The sequence below is a fragment of the Flavobacterium sp. ZB4R12 genome (assembly GCF_048276375.1).
Lineage (GTDB): Bacteria > Bacteroidota > Bacteroidia > Flavobacteriales > Flavobacteriaceae > Flavobacterium > Flavobacterium gawalongense.
The window spans coordinates 1-15791 of the sequence record NZ_JBLNKS010000011.1 but is presented as its reverse complement, the minus strand read 5'-3'; the positions used below and the strand labels follow the sequence as shown (position 1 = coordinate 15791).

The 15791-nt window shown below is 33.0% G+C and carries 15 protein-coding genes; 7 read left to right on the top strand and 8 right to left on the bottom strand.

The annotated features are described in order from the left end of the window. Positions 1–53 precede the first annotated feature (53 nt). The 3 genes from ACNO7W_RS09255 to ACNO7W_RS09245 all read left to right on the top strand — a co-directional run bounded on the left by ACNO7W_RS09255 (position 54) and on the right by ACNO7W_RS09245 (position 3870). A complete protein-coding gene (locus ACNO7W_RS09255; RefSeq protein WP_417937932.1) occupies positions 54–884 on the top strand; it encodes a universal stress protein in 831 nt (276 codons plus the stop codon). 161 nt (positions 885–1045) lie between these two features. Further along, positions 1046–1879: a universal stress protein gene (locus ACNO7W_RS09250; protein ID WP_143387422.1), complete on the top strand. Its 834-nt coding sequence runs from the start codon at positions 1046–1048 to the stop codon at positions 1877–1879. A gap of 218 nt (positions 1880–2097) precedes the next feature. Further along, positions 2098–3870 carry a MutS-related protein gene (locus tag ACNO7W_RS09245; RefSeq protein ID WP_417937930.1) on the top strand — a complete coding sequence of 591 codons (1773 nt, stop codon included), beginning with the start codon at positions 2098–2100 and terminating at the stop codon, positions 3868–3870. A gap of 260 nt (positions 3871–4130) precedes the next feature. On the opposite strand, the gene dnaN is transcribed toward ACNO7W_RS09245, so the two are convergent. The 5 genes from dnaN to ACNO7W_RS09220 form a co-directional block, all read right to left on the bottom strand. Continuing rightward, positions 4131–5249, bottom strand: coding sequence for a DNA polymerase III subunit beta (dnaN, locus tag ACNO7W_RS09240; protein WP_417937929.1), 1119 nt, complete (start codon positions 5247–5249; stop codon positions 4131–4133). Between the two features lie 103 nt (positions 5250–5352). Next, positions 5353–7038 carry a gliding motility-associated ABC transporter substrate-binding protein GldG gene (gene gldG / locus ACNO7W_RS09235; RefSeq protein WP_417937928.1) on the bottom strand — a complete coding sequence of 562 codons (1686 nt, stop codon included), beginning with the start codon at positions 7036–7038 and terminating at the stop codon, positions 5353–5355. After that, positions 7038–7763, bottom strand: coding sequence for a gliding motility-associated ABC transporter permease subunit GldF (gldF, locus tag ACNO7W_RS09230; protein WP_143387425.1), 726 nt, complete (start codon positions 7761–7763; stop codon positions 7038–7040). Before gldF ends, gldG begins: the two co-directional genes overlap by 1 nt. Before the next feature lie 81 nt (positions 7764–7844). Beyond that, on the bottom strand, positions 7845–8141 hold the full coding sequence (locus ACNO7W_RS09225; RefSeq protein ID WP_121365948.1) for a putative quinol monooxygenase: 297 nt from the start codon (positions 8139–8141) through the stop codon (positions 7845–7847). Positions 8142–8207: 66 nt separating this feature from the next. Then, a complete protein-coding gene (locus ACNO7W_RS09220) occupies positions 8208–9035 on the bottom strand; it encodes an SAM hydrolase/SAM-dependent halogenase family protein (protein ID WP_143387427.1) in 828 nt (275 codons plus the stop codon). 183 nt (positions 9036–9218) lie between these two features. Between ACNO7W_RS09220 and ACNO7W_RS09215 the strand changes: the two genes are divergently transcribed. The 3 genes from ACNO7W_RS09215 (at position 9219) to ACNO7W_RS09205 (ending at position 12472) form a co-directional block, all read left to right on the top strand. After that, entirely contained in the window at positions 9219–10169 is a 951-nt protein-coding gene (locus ACNO7W_RS09215; RefSeq protein WP_143387428.1) for a PhoH family protein, read from the top strand. Positions 10170–10536: 367 nt separating this feature from the next. Continuing rightward, a complete protein-coding gene (locus ACNO7W_RS09210; RefSeq protein ID WP_417937927.1) occupies positions 10537–11358 on the top strand; it encodes a Cof-type HAD-IIB family hydrolase in 822 nt (273 codons plus the stop codon). 160 nt (positions 11359–11518) lie between these two features. Beyond that, a complete protein-coding gene (locus tag ACNO7W_RS09205) occupies positions 11519–12472 on the top strand; it encodes a phosphoribosylaminoimidazolesuccinocarboxamide synthase (protein WP_143388981.1) in 954 nt (317 codons plus the stop codon). 77 nt (positions 12473–12549) lie between these two features. On the opposite strand, the gene ACNO7W_RS09200 is transcribed toward ACNO7W_RS09205, so the two are convergent. The 3 genes from ACNO7W_RS09200 to ACNO7W_RS09190 all read right to left on the bottom strand — a co-directional run bounded on the left by ACNO7W_RS09200 (position 12550) and on the right by ACNO7W_RS09190 (position 14881). Further along, positions 12550–13089 carry an SRPBCC family protein gene (locus ACNO7W_RS09200; protein WP_417937926.1) on the bottom strand — a complete coding sequence of 180 codons (540 nt, stop codon included), beginning with the start codon at positions 13087–13089 and terminating at the stop codon, positions 12550–12552. Between the two features lie 29 nt (positions 13090–13118). Next, positions 13119–13574: a DUF1801 domain-containing protein gene (locus tag ACNO7W_RS09195; protein ID WP_143388979.1), complete on the bottom strand. Its 456-nt coding sequence runs from the start codon at positions 13572–13574 to the stop codon at positions 13119–13121. A 218-nt stretch (positions 13575–13792) separates the two neighbouring features. Next, entirely contained in the window at positions 13793–14881 is a 1089-nt protein-coding gene (locus ACNO7W_RS09190) for a M42 family metallopeptidase (RefSeq protein ID WP_143388978.1), read from the bottom strand. A gap of 84 nt (positions 14882–14965) precedes the next feature. Between ACNO7W_RS09190 and ACNO7W_RS09185 the strand changes: the two genes are divergently transcribed. Continuing rightward, complete coding sequence (locus ACNO7W_RS09185) at positions 14966–15643, top strand: DUF4294 domain-containing protein (RefSeq protein ID WP_143388977.1); 678 nt, start codon at positions 14966–14968, stop codon at positions 15641–15643. Positions 15644–15791 lie beyond the last annotated feature (148 nt).

The window sequence follows — 15791 nt, the reverse complement described above, 5'->3', positions numbered from 1 at the left end:
TTTCTTTTGTAATTTTATATAGATTATTGATTTGCAATAAATTGAGATGTATTATGAAAAAAATTCTATTTCCTACCGACTTTTCTGATGTATCTAATAATGCATTCATTTACGCATTAAAATTGGCGGATTCCATAAATGCCGAAATTATTACGATGCACGTCTATCAATTGCCGCAAGCCAATTATATTAATGTATCGGAATATTTACATGAAATTTATGATGTCACTGAGTTAAGTAATTTTGAGAATTACAAAGATGAAGTTCCTCTTTTAAGAAGCATTGCCGAAGAAAATAATTTGGACCATATCAAAATAAGCCATGTATTGATTTTGGGTTATTTGGTTCCTGAAATCCAAAAAATAACGAAGGAGGAAAACATTGATTTTGTAGTCATGGGAACTAAAGGCGCTACGGGATTAAAAGAAACTTTTTTAGGTACGGTTGCAACAAAAGTGATGAATGATGTCAAAGCAGTTGTTTTGGCAATACCTGAACATTGTCAATACCAACCCATAAAAAAAATACTTTTTGTCACGCAATTTAGACCCGAAGACCTTGAAGCATTAAAGAAAGTTATGGCTCTAGCCAAAGTATTTCAGGCACATATCGATTGTTTACGTGTACTCGCATCCCCTCAAACGGATAAGAATGACTATATGGAAGAATGGAAGCTAATAGTTAAAAATCATGACATCTTATTACATTCCATTATAAGCAATGATGTGGAAGGTATTATATTGGATTTTATTGATTTGCATAAAATTGATATGATTGCTATGCATGTGTACCATAGAAATTTCTTTGAAAAATTATTTAAAATCAGTCTTTCAAAAAAATTAGCTTTTCATGTCAATGTGCCTATTCTTGCTATTCATGAATAAAAACAATTTGGATATCAATTTGAATAATAAAATTTAAACTGAGTTTGGATTAACAGCTTGAATTCGAATGTTGTTTCGTTTATAAATATCTGATAGTTATTGTGTTAAATGTTAATTTATAATTAACTTTGATAGGTGAACCGTTCTAAATACTTAACAAAATGAAAAAAATTCTATTTCCAACAGATTTTTCTGAAGTGGCCACTAATGCCTTTGTACATGCTTTAGAATTTGCAAAAATAGTTCAAGGTGAACTCGTTTTATTGCACACATTTGAATTGCCCGTATTTGATAATCAGTTTTTTCCTGAAAATTATGCCGTGATTTATGATTCATTGGAGTTATCCCAATTCGACATGTTTAAAGAGGAGATTCCAAAGCTTCGAGCCATAGCCGAAGAACGCCACCTCGATAAAATTAAGATGACTCACAGGCTCATGGATGGTGATTTATTAACGAATATCAAAAGAGCAATTAAAGAAGATCAAATAGATTTTGTTGTAATGGGGACTTCTGGGGTTACTGGATGGGATGCGTTTTTTGTAGGAAGTAATGCCGGTTCTGCTATAATAGGGATAGATGTTCCTATGTTGTGTGTCCCATTGGAAGCAAAATTCAAAAAAATTGAGACTATTGGTTTCACGACCCGTTTTAGGCCTAAAGATAAAAAAGCGCTTAAAACAGTATTGGATATCGCAAAAAAAACAAAAGCAAAAGTGAAATGTCTTTATGTGAAAACCAGTACTTCTGATGTATCAAAAGAAACAATAGAAAAATGGGAAACCGAGTTTATGCAGGAACCCATTGAGTTTTTTGTCATTACCAGTGATGAAATAAAAGAAACTATTTTGGATTTCATTTTATATAAAGACATCGATGTGTTAACAATGCTTACTTATAAAAGAGGCTTTTTTGAAGGATTGTTTAAACCAAGTTTTACAAAAAAATTAGCGACTAATTTTGACATACCAATCTTAGCCATTCATATTGATTAATTTTGAGTGTTGCTATTGAAAATAACTGTTGAACGTTTTTATGTATGATTTTCCAGTATTTTTAAAAATTAAAAAATTTTGAAAAATTAGGAAGTCTCTTGGAATTGAAAAATGCATAGAAGACCTTTTTATGGTATAAATATAGTTACGTATTCCTTGTTCTCTAATGAATGAATTGTCGACGGAAGCACTATATTTGTAGTTCATCAAAATGAATTATGGAAGTATACAAAGCAAAAAAGGAAAGCTTTTTAACAGCATTAAATAAAATCAATAAAAAGTACAATAGTATTAGCTTTTTTCGGCTACTCACTATTGTTTTTTTTTTAGCGTCCATCTATTATTATATTAAAACAAACGGTGCTGTTTTTATTGCTTTGGCGGTGTTCCTTTTTGGATTATTTATAGTTTTGATGCGTTTTCATTCCAAATTAGTTTTTCAGAAGCAAATAAAACAAGCACTATTGGAAATTAATGAAAATGAAATAGCCTATCTGGAAAGAAATAAAATTCCTTTCGAAAACGGACAGGAATTCAATGATTTTCATCATCCATATGCGTATGATTTGGATATTTTCGGAGCGCATTCTTTGTTTCAAAATCTGAATAGAACCGCTACATTTATTGGAAAAAAAACATTGGCAAAACAACTTTTGACACTTTTACCAAATGATGAAATTGTTAGAAATCATAAAGCCACAAAAGAATTAGCTGAAAAATTAGATTGGCGTCAGGAGTTTTTGGCTTTTGCCAAAATAAGTCAGGACACACAATTGAGTTATGACACTTTGCTTAAGTGGAGCACATTCAACAGTACGCCTTTGTCCAAAGCTAGTATTTTTGTTTCCTATTGTTCGCCAATTCTTTTTCTGGGGCTTTTTATCACTTATTTAGTGACTTCTAATGCCATTTATGCTTCTCTTTTATCCTATGTTTTCGTTTTCAATTTAATTGTTTTGGGTAGGTTTATGAAGCGAATTCAAGTTGAAATTGCAAATTCCTCCAATATTGATAAAATCATCAATCAGTATAGTTTGTTGTTACAGAAAATTGAAGAAGAATCTTTTCAGTCCGAAAAACTAATGGATTTACAACAAAAACTAACCTTCAAAAAAGAAAATGCCAGTATTCATCTGAAACAATTGGCGGGCTTATTTTCAAAAATGGACAGCATCGGAAATTTCGTAACAGCTATCGTATTCAACGGAACATTTCTTTTTAATCTGCATGTTTTAAAATCATTAATTCAATGGAAAAAGGATCATGCCGAAGTGCTCGAAGACTGGATGGAAGTTATTGGAGAATTCGAGATGCTGAACAGTTTGGCAAATCTTTCCTATAATAATCCCGAGTTTGTGTATCCAACATTAAACACCAATTTTGAAATTGATTTCTCTAATTTAAATCATCCGTTACTAAATAAAAAAACTAGAGTAGGGAATTCCGTGAGTTTTCATCCCGAATCGTTTATGATTTTGACCGGTTCTAATATGTCGGGAAAAAGTACGTTTCTGAGAAGTTTAGGAATAAATATGGTTTTGTCAGGAATGGGTTCGCCGGTTTGTGCCAGTCAGGCTAATGTTCATCCTTTACCGGTTTTGGTTTCCATGCGATTATCCGATTCTTTATCAGACAGTGAATCGTATTTCTTCGCCGAAATAAAGCGCTTAAAGCAAATTATGGACGAATTGGAAAACAGACCTGCATTTGTTTTACTTGATGAAATATTGCGCGGAACCAATTCAGATGATAAACGAAACGGAACGATTGAAGTGGTCAAAAAAGTGATTGGTAAAAAAGCGATTGGAGCCATTGCTACGCATGATATAGAAGTTTGTCTGACTACGAATGAGTATCCGAATGTGCTAACCAATAAATGTTTTGAAGTGGAGATTATCAATAATGATTTACATTTCGATTATAAACTCAGAGACGGCATTTGTAAAAATCGAAGTGCTACGTTCCTGATGAAAAAAATGGGAGTTATTTAGAAAGAGTATTCCGTTTTCAGGGGGCAGATTTCAAAAAGCAGGCTTTAGACTTCATATTTTTAAATTTAATAATTGTTTCAGGAAATACTGTGTTCGACTTGACAAAAAGTAAACATTAGAAAACAAAAAACCGCAACTTTAAAAGAAGTTGCGGTTTTTTAAATATAAAAATGGTTTGGTTAATAGCGTATCTGTTATACAATGGTAAGTATTATATTTGAATTCCAAAAATTAAAATATAACAAAATCAAAATATAATGTTAACTGTTCAGCATTACCGGCATAACAAGCATGGTAACTGTTTCACCTTCTTCTAATCCATCAACAGGAGTAAGGATTCCGGCTCTGTTTGGTAATGACATTTCAAGCATAATCATATCGGATTGCAAATTAGTCAACATTTCAGTTAAGAAACGAGAATTGTAACCTATTTGCATATCATCACCTTGGTAATCACATGTCAATCTTTCTTCTGCTTTATTTGAGTAATCAATATCTTCGGCAGAAACATTTAATTCAGCACCAGCGATTTTCAAACGAATCTGGTGTGTAGTTTTATTCGAAAAGATAGCAACACGACGAACTGAACTCAAAAATTGAGAACGATCGATCATTAATTTATTTGGATTTTCTTTTGGGATTACCGCTTCGTAATTTGGATATTTTCCATCAATCAAACGACACATTAAAACATAATTATCGAAAGAAAAAGTAGCATTCGAATCGTTATATTCAATTTTCACTTCAGTATCTGAAGTACCAAGAATATTTTTTAAGATGTTCAAAGGTTTCTTTGGCATAATAAAATCAGCTACTTGAGAAGCAGTAACATCTGTACGGGCATATTTCACTAATTTGTGTGCATCAGTTGCTACAAAAGTCAATCCTTGTGGCGAAAACTGAAAGAATACACCGGACATTACCGGACGTAAATCATCATTTCCCGCAGCAAAAATAGTTTTGCTAATTGCTGTAGCTAAAACATCAGCAGGAACAAGTGTTACAGAAGGATCATCTAAGTTAACCGATTTTGGAAATTCATCTCCAGGGGCATAAGCCAAGGCATATTTTCCAGAATTAGAGCTGATTTCAATCGTACTGTTTTCTTCAACGGTGAAAGTTAATGGTTGTTCCGGAAATGTTTTAAGGATTTCCAAAAGTAATTTTGCAGGAACAGCAACACTTCCTTTGCTTTCAGAATCAATTCCTAAAGTAGCAGACATTGTGGTCTCTAAATCAGACGCAGAAACCGTTAACACATTGTGATCTAAATCAAATAGGAAATTATCTAAAATAGGCAAAGTATTACTGCTGTTGATAACGTTACCTAAAACTTGTAATTGTTTCAATAAGTACGAACTCGATACTATAAATTTCATCTGTTTTGTTTTATTTTTTAAGGTATTTCTTTAAATACGAAATACGATACATTTTACAAATATATCGTAAACTATTCTAGTTTGGAAACTTTTTTATTAACATCTATTTACTGTATTTTCTTTTTCGGAGGAATGTAAACAGAACACCAAAAAGTAATAAAATAAGAATTGGTAGCCCGATAGTTATGAATTGTGTACGAGTATAGTTTTCGTAAACTTTTTCTTTATCCAATAATGGCAAATCAAGATCCTTGCTTCGAATGTTAATAAGTCCGTTATCATCCAGCAGATAATTGATACAATTTATGAGAAAATCTTTATTGTCATACAAATTCCCGGATCTTTGGTCGTAGCCCAATTCAACGGGTTGGAAGTTCTTGTCCAATTGATTTTTTATCAAATCTCCATCCCCAATCACAATCATTTTATTGTCTTTTCCTGTAGCTTGAAATGTTTTTTGCTCAAAAGGCAAAACCCGATTTTCAAACATGGAATGAAACGAACCTTCCAATAAAACCGATAATGGAATATTTCCTTTATTCAGGTAATCGTTTGGCGAAGTTTCTTCGGCAACAATGTTCAAATTAATTTCGGTTGGAGTTCCTATTTTTTTCGAATATTGAGACGATTGCAACAGAATGGTTTTGTTAATTCCATTTTTCAACGTATCAATAGGGTTGGCAAAATCAAATTTGATTCCGCCTAAATTTTTCACAATTGGATGCAAGCTATTTGGATAAACCTGAGGCGCAAATTTCCAGTTGAATTCCTGAAATTGAGTCGCGCTTCCTTGTTCACCAGTAGCCAATTTTATTGGACTTCCTTGTTCGTCTTTTACTAAATCAGGATTGATTCGGATGCCGTATTTGAAGAACATGTCATTCAGATTCAAATCTCTTGGATAGGCCAAAGTGGCTCCAGATGCATTGTACAAACTATCCATTTCTGCCGAAACTTGGTCAATCAGCCATAATGTTTTCCCTCCATTAATAATAAATTGATCCAAAACCTGTTTCTCCGCATCAGAAAAAATTTCCGTTGGTTTAGCGATAATAGCCAAATCATATTTTTCTAAAGCTTCTAAACTTCCTATTGGGTTTTTTGCAACTGAATCTAAAGTAAAAGGTCCGATATGATAACTTTCGCGTACCTGTAAAAGAAATTTAGCCATTACGATATCCTGAAGTTCTCCATTACCCTTGATTACGGCAATTTTCTTTTGTTTTGCTTTGGTGATTTTATTCAAACCTTCAGCAATCGAATATTCCAGATGCTGAACGGAACCAATCACTTTTTGGGTAGTTGAAGCGCCCATAATGTTTTTCAATAATGGAATATTAACTTCCTTATTGTCGTATACTGCAATTGCCCAAGGAAAAACCATCGCTTGGGATTGCTTTCCTTTATCGTCAACGGTTATATTTATTGGCGTAAGCCTTTTTCGATACAACTCTTTAATATTATCCATACTTTCGTCTTTGTTCTCCAATGGATCTACAAATTCAAAAATAATATTCTTGTTGTACGCCTGAAATTCTTCCAGTAATTGCTTCGTTTCTTGCTGTAACCTTTTGAATTCAGCCGGTAAATCACCTTGCATATATACTTTTATAGACAAAGGATTTTTCACTTGTTTGATAATATTCAAAGAAGTTGTTGAAAGGGTGTATCTTTTATCTTTTGTCAAATCAAAACGATGAAAAAAGGAACTTCCAATTACATTCAAAAGCAATAAAACAGCAATGGTAATCAGTACCGATTTTAGGTTTTTTTTCTTAGAAGTTGTCATTACGATTTGAAAGATTTTAGATTATAAACTGTAAACGAAAGAAATAATACTGTTATGCTTGTAAAATAAAGAATATCTCTTGTGTCTAGTACGCCTCGGCTCATACTTTTGAAATGATCCTGCATTCCAAAAGAGGCAATTATTAAAGACATATTTGGAACAACAGAAGCCAAACCTTCGAAACCAAAATAGAAAAAGAAACATAAAAATACGGCAACAATGAAAGCCACAATTTGATTGTCAGATAATGTTGATGTAAATATTCCAATGGCTGAATACCCTGCAATAAGAAATAACAAGCCAAAATAAGAACTTATCGTGCTTCCCATATCGATATTTCCCTCGGGCATTCCTAAATTAGAAATAACTGCTACATAAATAAATGTTGGAATAATGGCCATTACAATTAAAAGCAAAGCTCCAAGAAATTTTCCATTTACGATTTGCCAAATACTCAACGGTTTCGTCAGCAATAATTCTAACGTTCCCTGTTTTTTTTCGTCCGAAAAACTGCGCATCGTTACCGCAGGAATCAAGAATATTAAAATCCAAGGCGCTAATGTGAAAAACGGGGTTAAGTCAGCAAAACCGGTATTTAAAATATTGTATTCCCCTTCGAAAATCCAAAGAAACAATCCGTTGATAATTAGAAAAATGGCAATAACCAAGTAGCCGATGGGCGAACCGAAAAAGGATTTTATCTCTCGTAATACTATTGATTTCATTTTTTTTGTTTAAGGTTTGATATGTTTAAAGTTTAAAGTTCCTATTCCAACAACTTTAAACCTTAAACTTTAAACTAATTTTTATTCTAAACTTACTAATTTGTCAACACTCCAAGCTTCCGGTTTGTCGTTGAATAATTTCTTGGTGAATGTCCAAACATCATAAAAAAGTTCAGAATTTCTGTAATTTTCCAAATCGGCTTCGGTTTCCCAATAGCTATAGGTAAAGAAAATGCTCTTATTGTTTTTATCCTGATACAGTTCTAAGAAACGATTTCCGGGAGCATTTCGTATTTTATCTTTCATTAACTCAAAGTTTTCTAAAAAAGCAGGAATATGTTCCTCGTGAAAACTCAATTTTACAATTCGTACAAACATTGGGATTTATGATTTAAGATTGAGGATTAACGATTTTAGATTTTTTAAACTGATTACTGACCACTGCTAACGGAATACTATATTTATAATGTCTCTATAATTCAACCCCAATAAACTATTAGCTGATCCTACTTTGGAAGGATTGCTCCTAAAAATGGCAATCTCCAGAAAACCAGCTTCATTGAAAATGGCTAATTTTTCTCCTTCATAATATTTAATCGGATATTTATCAGAACTCGCAATTGCTGAATAATTGGGTAGAATCGTTTTAATATTTTTAGTTTTCAATACAATTTCATAAGGTCGTCCTTTGGCAACCTCAATAAAATATTTTTTAGAAATATTGGTCACCACATTCCCAAAATGATCAATATAAATAACATGACCTTTTAATGAATTGCCATCATCAGAGATAGTCGCTTGCAAATTGGTTACTTGCTTGATATTTTTTATTTCTTTACCAATGACGTTCATCAAACCACCTTTGGCAATATGGCAAGCCACTTTTACGAAAACATCAAGATCAGTAGCTTCGCTGGGCAAACGGTCATGAATATTGATAGCCACCATTTTTTGAGGAACAATCTTTTGCGAAAGCATACTTAAAATGCCATTATCAGCGGCAATAAAATAATGATCATTCCATTGCATGACGATATGTTGATTTTCTTTATTTGATTCCATATCCACTCCAATAAGATGTACAGTGCCTTTTGGAAAGCTCGCAAACGAAGCTCCAAGAATATAACTTGCTTCTACAGTGTTGAATGGGTCAATATGATGCGAAATATCAATAACGGATGCCTCGGAATACTCGGATAAAATTTTCCCTTTCAGTGCGCCTACAAAGTGGTCTTTCAAGCCGTAATCGGTAGTAAGGGTAATTATTGACATAAATTTGTTTATAACTATTGGTGTTATGTAAACCTAATTTTATTAAATTTGAGAAGTGCAAAGCTAATAATAGTAAACACAAAAAAACGAAAAACAAAAAACAAATTCTATTTAAAAACAAGAAATATACCCGACAACCAATTGATTTATAAAAAAATTAATTTTAATTTAAAACTACCTCATTTGAACGAAAGAATAATCGAGCTCATAGACATCGCTCCAAAAGACTTTTGGGGCGCTCAAGACACTCATCTTGAAACAATTAAAAAGTACTACCCGAAATTAAAGATTGTAGCTCGGGGAACAACCTTAAAAGCTTTTGGAGAAAAAGAGGTTCTGGACGAGTTCGAAAAACGTTTTCAACGGCTAATGCTTCATTTTACTCGTTACAATACTATCGATGATAATGTCATAGAACGCGTTATTTTAAGCGACGGCCAAGAAGAAAGAAAAGCTTTTGGGCATGACAAAATTTTGGTGCATGGAGTAGGTGGGAAGATCATAAAACCAATGACGCCCAATCAACAATTGTTGGTGGATACCATGGAAAAGAATGATATGGTTTTTGCCGTTGGACCTGCAGGAACAGGAAAAACATACACGGGGGTCGCTATGGCTATTAAGGCGTTGAAAGAAAGACAAGTCAAGCGTATTATACTCACGCGTCCCGCAGTAGAAGCAGGGGAGAATCTTGGTTTTCTTCCTGGTGACATGAAGGAAAAACTGGATCCTTACATGCAACCTCTTTACGATGCTTTGCGGGATATGTTACCCAATGAAAAACTGGAGGATTATATTCTAAAGGGAATTATCCAAATTGCCCCTTTAGCATTCATGCGCGGTAGGACTTTGGATAATGCTTTTGTAATCTTGGATGAAGCGCAAAACACGACACATTCCCAAATGAAAATGTTTCTGACCCGTATGGGGAAAAGCGCCAAATTCATGATTACAGGTGATCCTGGCCAGGTCGATTTGCCAAGAAGAACCATTTCCGGACTTAAAGAAGCCTTGTTGGTTTTGAAAGATGTCGATGGAATTGGGATTATTTATCTTGATGATAAAGATATTGTAAGACATCGATTAGTTAAAAAAGTGATTGATGCATATAAGATGATTGAGAATACTGATTAGATAATAGATAAGTTCATTTTTTGGAGCGAGAGGTTCGGGAATTTGTCTGCTGAGATTCTTCCCGTTTTTCGCTTCAAATTAAATTAACTTGAATTAAAAAAATAAATTAGTGAAGTAATCTTAAAAAAGAGATAAAAAAGATTTTCACTGTAATCGGGTAATATGGTAGTATTTATATTGAATACTTGACACATTTTAAATTTTCCCCTTGTCTTCTTAAAGTATTTAGAAATCCGTAGTGATGTTAAATCATTTTTACTAAAATGTAAAATTCACACTTTTTTTTCTGTAACTCCTTGTTTTCTTTGTTTATCTCTTCAAAATGCAATAAATTTGTAATTATTAAAATGACAGTGAAAAACGAAAGATGAGAAAAGAAAATATTAAAGTCGTAATAAGCGATTTAGACGGAACCTTATTAAATTCAGACCACAAAATATCACAATATACTAAAACCGTTTTCCAAGAACTCCATAATCAAAACTATTTAATAATTGTTGCTACGGGTCGTCATCATCTTGACGCTATGCCAATCGTGGAAGGATTGGGTTGTCCAGTTTATTTAGTAACATCTAACGGAGCGCGAATCCATTCCCCTGAGAAAGAACTTCTTTTTTCTTTTGACATCAAAAGCGATGCTATAAAATCGGTTTTGGCTATAGAAAGAGATCCTGAAATTACAACGGTATTATTTAGAGAAAATGTTTGGCAAACGAACAAGCACAATGAAAAATTAAATAGTTTTCAAACGGAAATCAATTATCATCCTGAACTTGTAGATTTTGATACTTTAGATGATTTAAGTGCTATAAAATTATTTTTCACTCATGATAGCCATTCCAAATTAGTTGAATTAAGAAATAAAATTTTAGAGGATCATTCTGATGTTTTTAGTCATGCTTTTAGCCTTCCTCTTTGTTTGGAATTTATGGATAAATCGGTAGACAAAAGTGTTGCTATTGCAAAAATTTTGGAAAAAGAAAATTTTATTTTTCAGGAAGCAATATCTTTTGGGGATGGATTTAATGATGAAAACATGCTTAAATCCACCGGTAAAGGATTAGTTATGGGCAATGCGCCTAAGAGTTTGAAAAATAGACTTTCTCATTTAGAAGTGATTTCAACCAATGATAATGAAGGAGTTGCTTCCTATATATCCAAAAAATTATTAAAAAAGATACTTCAATAATAGAGGTAGTAGTTGCATATAAGGCTCCTTTTATGGAATGATTTCATATTTTTTTTCAAACATCCATTTATTTGGATCTACTATGAATGATTCTTTGCTTTTCTTTCTAAAATAATCATAAATTTGCAACTATTAGAAAAAACACACAACACAAATAATAATGAGCAATACAATCACAACTACTAATTTTAATTTCCCCAATCAAAAATCAGTTTACAGAGGCAAAGTAAGAGAAGTTTATAACATCAATGATGAACTTTTAGTGATGGTAGCTACTGACAGGCTTTCGGCTTTTGATGTAGTTTTACCAAAAGGAATTCCATACAAAGGTCAAATTTTGAATCAAATTGCGACTAAATTCATGGAATTGACAAAAGATATAGTACCTAACTGGTTAATCGCAACTCCAGACCCTAATGTGGCTGTTGGTCATTTATGTGAGCCTTTCAAAGTAGAAATGGTAATCCGAGGTTATCTTTCAGGTCATGCTGCTCGTGAGTACGCTCTTGGCAAAAGAGAAATTTGCGGAGTAAAAATGCCAGAAGGTTTGAAAGAAAATGATAAATTTCCCGAACCAATTATTACACCAACTACCAAAGCAGATAATGGCGAACATGATGCAGATATTTCTCGTGAGGAAATTTTATCTAAAGGAATTGTTTCAGAGGAGGATTATTTAGTTTTAGAAAAATATACTAGAGCATTATTTCAAAGAGGAACTGAAATTGCTGCCAGTCGTGGATTGATTTTGGTTGATACCAAATATGAATTTGGGAAAACCAAAGACGGTGTAATTGTTTTAATTGACGAAATTCACACACCGGATTCGTCTCGTTATTTTTATGCCGAAGGATATCAGGAACGTCAAGATAAAGGCGAAGAACAAAAACAATTATCGAAAGAATTTGTTCGTCGTTGGCTAATCGAAAATGGTTTTCAAGGAAAAGAAGGACAACAAATTCCTGATATGACTAACGAATATATTGAAACTGTTTCTGAAAGATATATCGAATTATATGAAAATATTCTTGGAGAAAAATTCGTTAAAGCTGATATTTCAAATATTGATGAAAGAATCGAGAAAAATGTCTTGGCTTATTTAGAGAATAGATAGAATACTTTCGAAAAAAAGACAAATAAAAACCGCAATTCTGAATTTGAATTGCGGTTTTTTGTATTAAAAAAGAAGTACTATTTTTCTAAAACTACTTTTAGATTGTTCAATCCATCTTGCAAATCTTTTCCCAGCATTTCTTCCATATTCATGATGGGTAACATTAAGTTCATAGGATAAGGCATTTTTCCATCAAATCCCCACTTTACTTTAGTTTGATTTGACGAAATAGCTTCCGTTATCATGTAAGCATTATCGGTTGATTCGAATGGAACTTTAAAGCGTAATTCAAAATCAATTCGTTCTCCTTCAATGATTTTTTTAATTTCCTGTTCTCCAACACCCACGTTTTTATCCTGGCTATTCCATGAATAAACAAATCCTATCGTGCCGTCAGTTCCTGAAAATGTTTTAATCATTTTTGGATCTTTTCTATTCCAAACGCTAAAATTGTCTTGATTTTTAACGTATTTGATATAATTGAAAACACTGTCTTTGGGTTGGTTGATAGTGATTTCTCTTTCTACAGCATAGTTTTTTGGCAGGAATAAAGCAATTAGCAATGCCAAAGCAATAATTCCCAATAGCCCTAAAATAATTTTTTTGATAATGTTCATGATTTTTAATTTTAAAATTAATGATTATTTTAATTTTTTAAAATGGATTCATAACAATTTATCCATTCTTGAACTGTTATTTTTTGCACGAGTTCTGCAATTAAATCAAAAGGGATTTGATCAAATTTTTTAAATCGGATGCAACTTTTTCCCATATCTAATTTTTGGGTGCTGTGTTTTTGGTATTCGGTGACAAACCAATTTAGTAATTCTGGGTTAGCATATATACCCATATGGTATAATGCTATAAAATTTTTCTGGGAAGCAATACTTATAAATGGCAGCGGTAGTTTTGGTTCACAATGATATCCATTTGGATAAATGGAATGTGGAACTACATAACCTACCATTCCATAAGATATTTGTTCAACAAATCCTTTTGGAATATTTTTAAGAATAGTTTTGCGAAGTCTAAGAAATGCTGATTTTCTTTCTTGGGGAATTTCTCTTAAATACGCTTCGATTGATGTTGCGGATGACTGCATTTTAAGAATTGTTTAAGTAAATTTACTAAAAAAACGCAATTCGTAATTTGAAATGCGGTTTTTTAGCCCCGATTACTTCACCTTGTTTCTACTTTCAGCGGAGTTCAGTGAACTTCGTTTGCAGTGGAAATCCTTTCTAGTCCTGAACTTGTTTCAGGATCCTGAAACAAGTTCAGGACTAGAAAGATTGCAACGGATAGCGGGATTAGCTCCTAAAACTATTTAAAATAAGAGAAGGTTTCTTCGTTTTCCAATTTCAATAATGTCTCATAAATTAGTTTAATCACATTTTCAACATCATCACGATGCACCATTTCAACCGTGGTATGCATGTAACGCAAAGGCAATGATATCAAAGCGGAGGCAACACCACCATTACTGTATGCAAAAGCATCAGTATCTGTACCCGTAACACGAGAGGAAGCCAATCGTTGAAATGGAATTTCTTTAGCCATAGCGGTTTCCAAAATCAATTCTCGCAAATTATTCTGAACTGCAGGAGCATAAGTAACTACAGGACCTTTACCAATTTTTGTCTCGCCTTCAATTTTCTTTTCGATCATTGGAGTAGTGGAGTCATGACAAACATCTGTTACAATCGCAACATTTGGTTTGATGGTTTTGGTAATCATTTGGGCACCACGAAGACCCACTTCTTCCTGAACAGAATTGGTAATATACAATCCAAAAGGAAGTTTTATTTTGTTTTCGTTTAACAAACGAGCCACTTCGGCAATCATGAAACCACCCATACGGTTGTCAATCGCACGACAAACAAATTTGTTTTCGTTCAAAATCATAAATTCATCAGGATACGTAATTACACACCCTACATGAACGCCCATTTTATCTACTTGATCTTTAGTTTCGCAGCCAATGTCTATAAATAGATTGTCAACTTTTGCCACTTCTTCTTTACTTCTATTTCTAGTATGAATGGCTGGCCAGCCAAATACCCCTTTTACGATTCCATTTTTAGTGTGAATATTGACACGTTTTGAAGGAGCAATTTGATGATCTGAACCACCATTTCTAATCACGTAGATTAATCCATCGTCAGTAATGTAATTTACATACCATGAAATTTCGTCAGCATGACCTTCAATCACTACCTTATACGGAGCATCCGGATTTATTATTCCTACAGCCGAACCGTAAGTGTCCGTTATAAAAGTATCAACATAAGGTTTCAAATAATCCATCCATAATTTTTGTCCATCACTTTCATAACCTGTAGGCGATGCATTATTAAGGTAGTTTTCTAAAAACTCAAGTGATGACTTCTTTAATATTGATTTAGTACTCATAAAATTATTTTTTTGCTAAATTATAAATTTGGCATCACAGTTGCGTATATAATGTATAATTTTGGAAATTAAATTTTTCAACCCATGAGGATTATTCAACTTTTCTTTTTTATACTTTTTACAACTATATATGTTAATGCTCAGGTGACCCAAAAGGATACAACCAAAATGGGCTATATATTGACAGAAGATGATTCTATACTTAATGACACCATACAATTAGAAGAAATAGTAATTCATAAAGAGAAACTGGATCCCGAAGCAAGAAAACAATTTTTATTGCTTCAAAACCGAGTATACAAAACCTATCCTTATGCAAAATTAGCAGCTGAAAGATTGACAGTTTTAAATAGAGGTATGGCAAACCTTAAAACAAATAAGGAAAAAAAGAAATATTTCAAGATAGTCGAAGGGTATCTTAGTAATGAATTTGAAGCTAAACTTAAAAAGCTATCCCGTAAGCAAGGTCAAATACTCGTAAAGTTAATTCATCGTCAAACCGGGACAACTACCTATGAGTTGGTTAAAAATCTTAAAAGCGGTTGGAAAGCCTTTTGGTCTAATACTGCTGCAAGCATGTTTGACATTAACTTAAAAACAAAATACCAACCGTATCAGTCTAATGAAGATTATTTAATAGAAACGATACTAGTGCGAGCCTTCGAATCAGGAAGATTGCAAAATCAGAATCCTGCGACACCTGTCGATTATGACAGTCTCACCGATGCTTGGGAGTCCAGAGCTGAAAAATTGAAACAATAAACAATATTTTGGCGTTCCCCCTTATAAAAAATGCGAGCCTTCGAATCAGGAAGATTGCAAAATCAGAATCCTGCGACACCTGTCGATTATGACAGTCTCACCGATGCTTGGGAGTCCAGAGCTGAAAAATTGAAACAATAAACAATAT

What these genes read in the sequence shown, in the direction of transcription:
- ACNO7W_RS09255 (WP_417937932.1), top strand. Translation starts at nt 54, where the DNA reads ATGAAAAAAATTCTATTTCCTACCGACTTTTCTGATGTATCTAATAAT.
- ACNO7W_RS09250 (WP_143387422.1), top strand. Translation starts at nt 1,046, where the DNA reads ATGAAAAAAATTCTATTTCCAACAGATTTTTCTGAAGTGGCCACTAAT.
- ACNO7W_RS09245 (WP_417937930.1), top strand. Translation starts at nt 2,098, where the DNA reads ATGGAAGTATACAAAGCAAAAAAGGAAAGCTTTTTAACAGCATTAAAT.
- dnaN (WP_417937929.1), bottom strand. Translation starts at nt 5,249, where the DNA reads ATGAAATTTATAGTATCGAGTTCGTACTTATTGAAACAATTACAAGTT.
- gldG (WP_417937928.1), bottom strand. Translation starts at nt 7,038, where the DNA reads ATGACAACTTCTAAGAAAAAAAACCTAAAATCGGTACTGATTACCATT.
- gldF (WP_143387425.1), bottom strand. Translation starts at nt 7,763, where the DNA reads ATGAAATCAATAGTATTACGAGAGATAAAATCCTTTTTCGGTTCGCCC.
- ACNO7W_RS09225 (WP_121365948.1), bottom strand. Translation starts at nt 8,141, where the DNA reads ATGTTTGTACGAATTGTAAAATTGAGTTTTCACGAGGAACATATTCCT.
- ACNO7W_RS09220 (WP_143387427.1), bottom strand. Translation starts at nt 9,035, where the DNA reads ATGTCAATAATTACCCTTACTACCGATTACGGCTTGAAAGACCACTTT.
- ACNO7W_RS09210 (WP_417937927.1), top strand. Translation starts at nt 10,537, where the DNA reads ATGAGAAAAGAAAATATTAAAGTCGTAATAAGCGATTTAGACGGAACC.
- ACNO7W_RS09205 (WP_143388981.1), top strand. Translation starts at nt 11,519, where the DNA reads ATGAGCAATACAATCACAACTACTAATTTTAATTTCCCCAATCAAAAA.
- ACNO7W_RS09200 (WP_417937926.1), bottom strand. Translation starts at nt 13,089, where the DNA reads ATGAACATTATCAAAAAAATTATTTTAGGGCTATTGGGAATTATTGCT.
- ACNO7W_RS09195 (WP_143388979.1), bottom strand. Translation starts at nt 13,574, where the DNA reads ATGCAGTCATCCGCAACATCAATCGAAGCGTATTTAAGAGAAATTCCC.
- ACNO7W_RS09190 (WP_143388978.1), bottom strand. Translation starts at nt 14,881, where the DNA reads ATGAGTACTAAATCAATATTAAAGAAGTCATCACTTGAGTTTTTAGAA.
- ACNO7W_RS09185 (WP_143388977.1), top strand. Translation starts at nt 14,966, where the DNA reads ATGAGGATTATTCAACTTTTCTTTTTTATACTTTTTACAACTATATAT.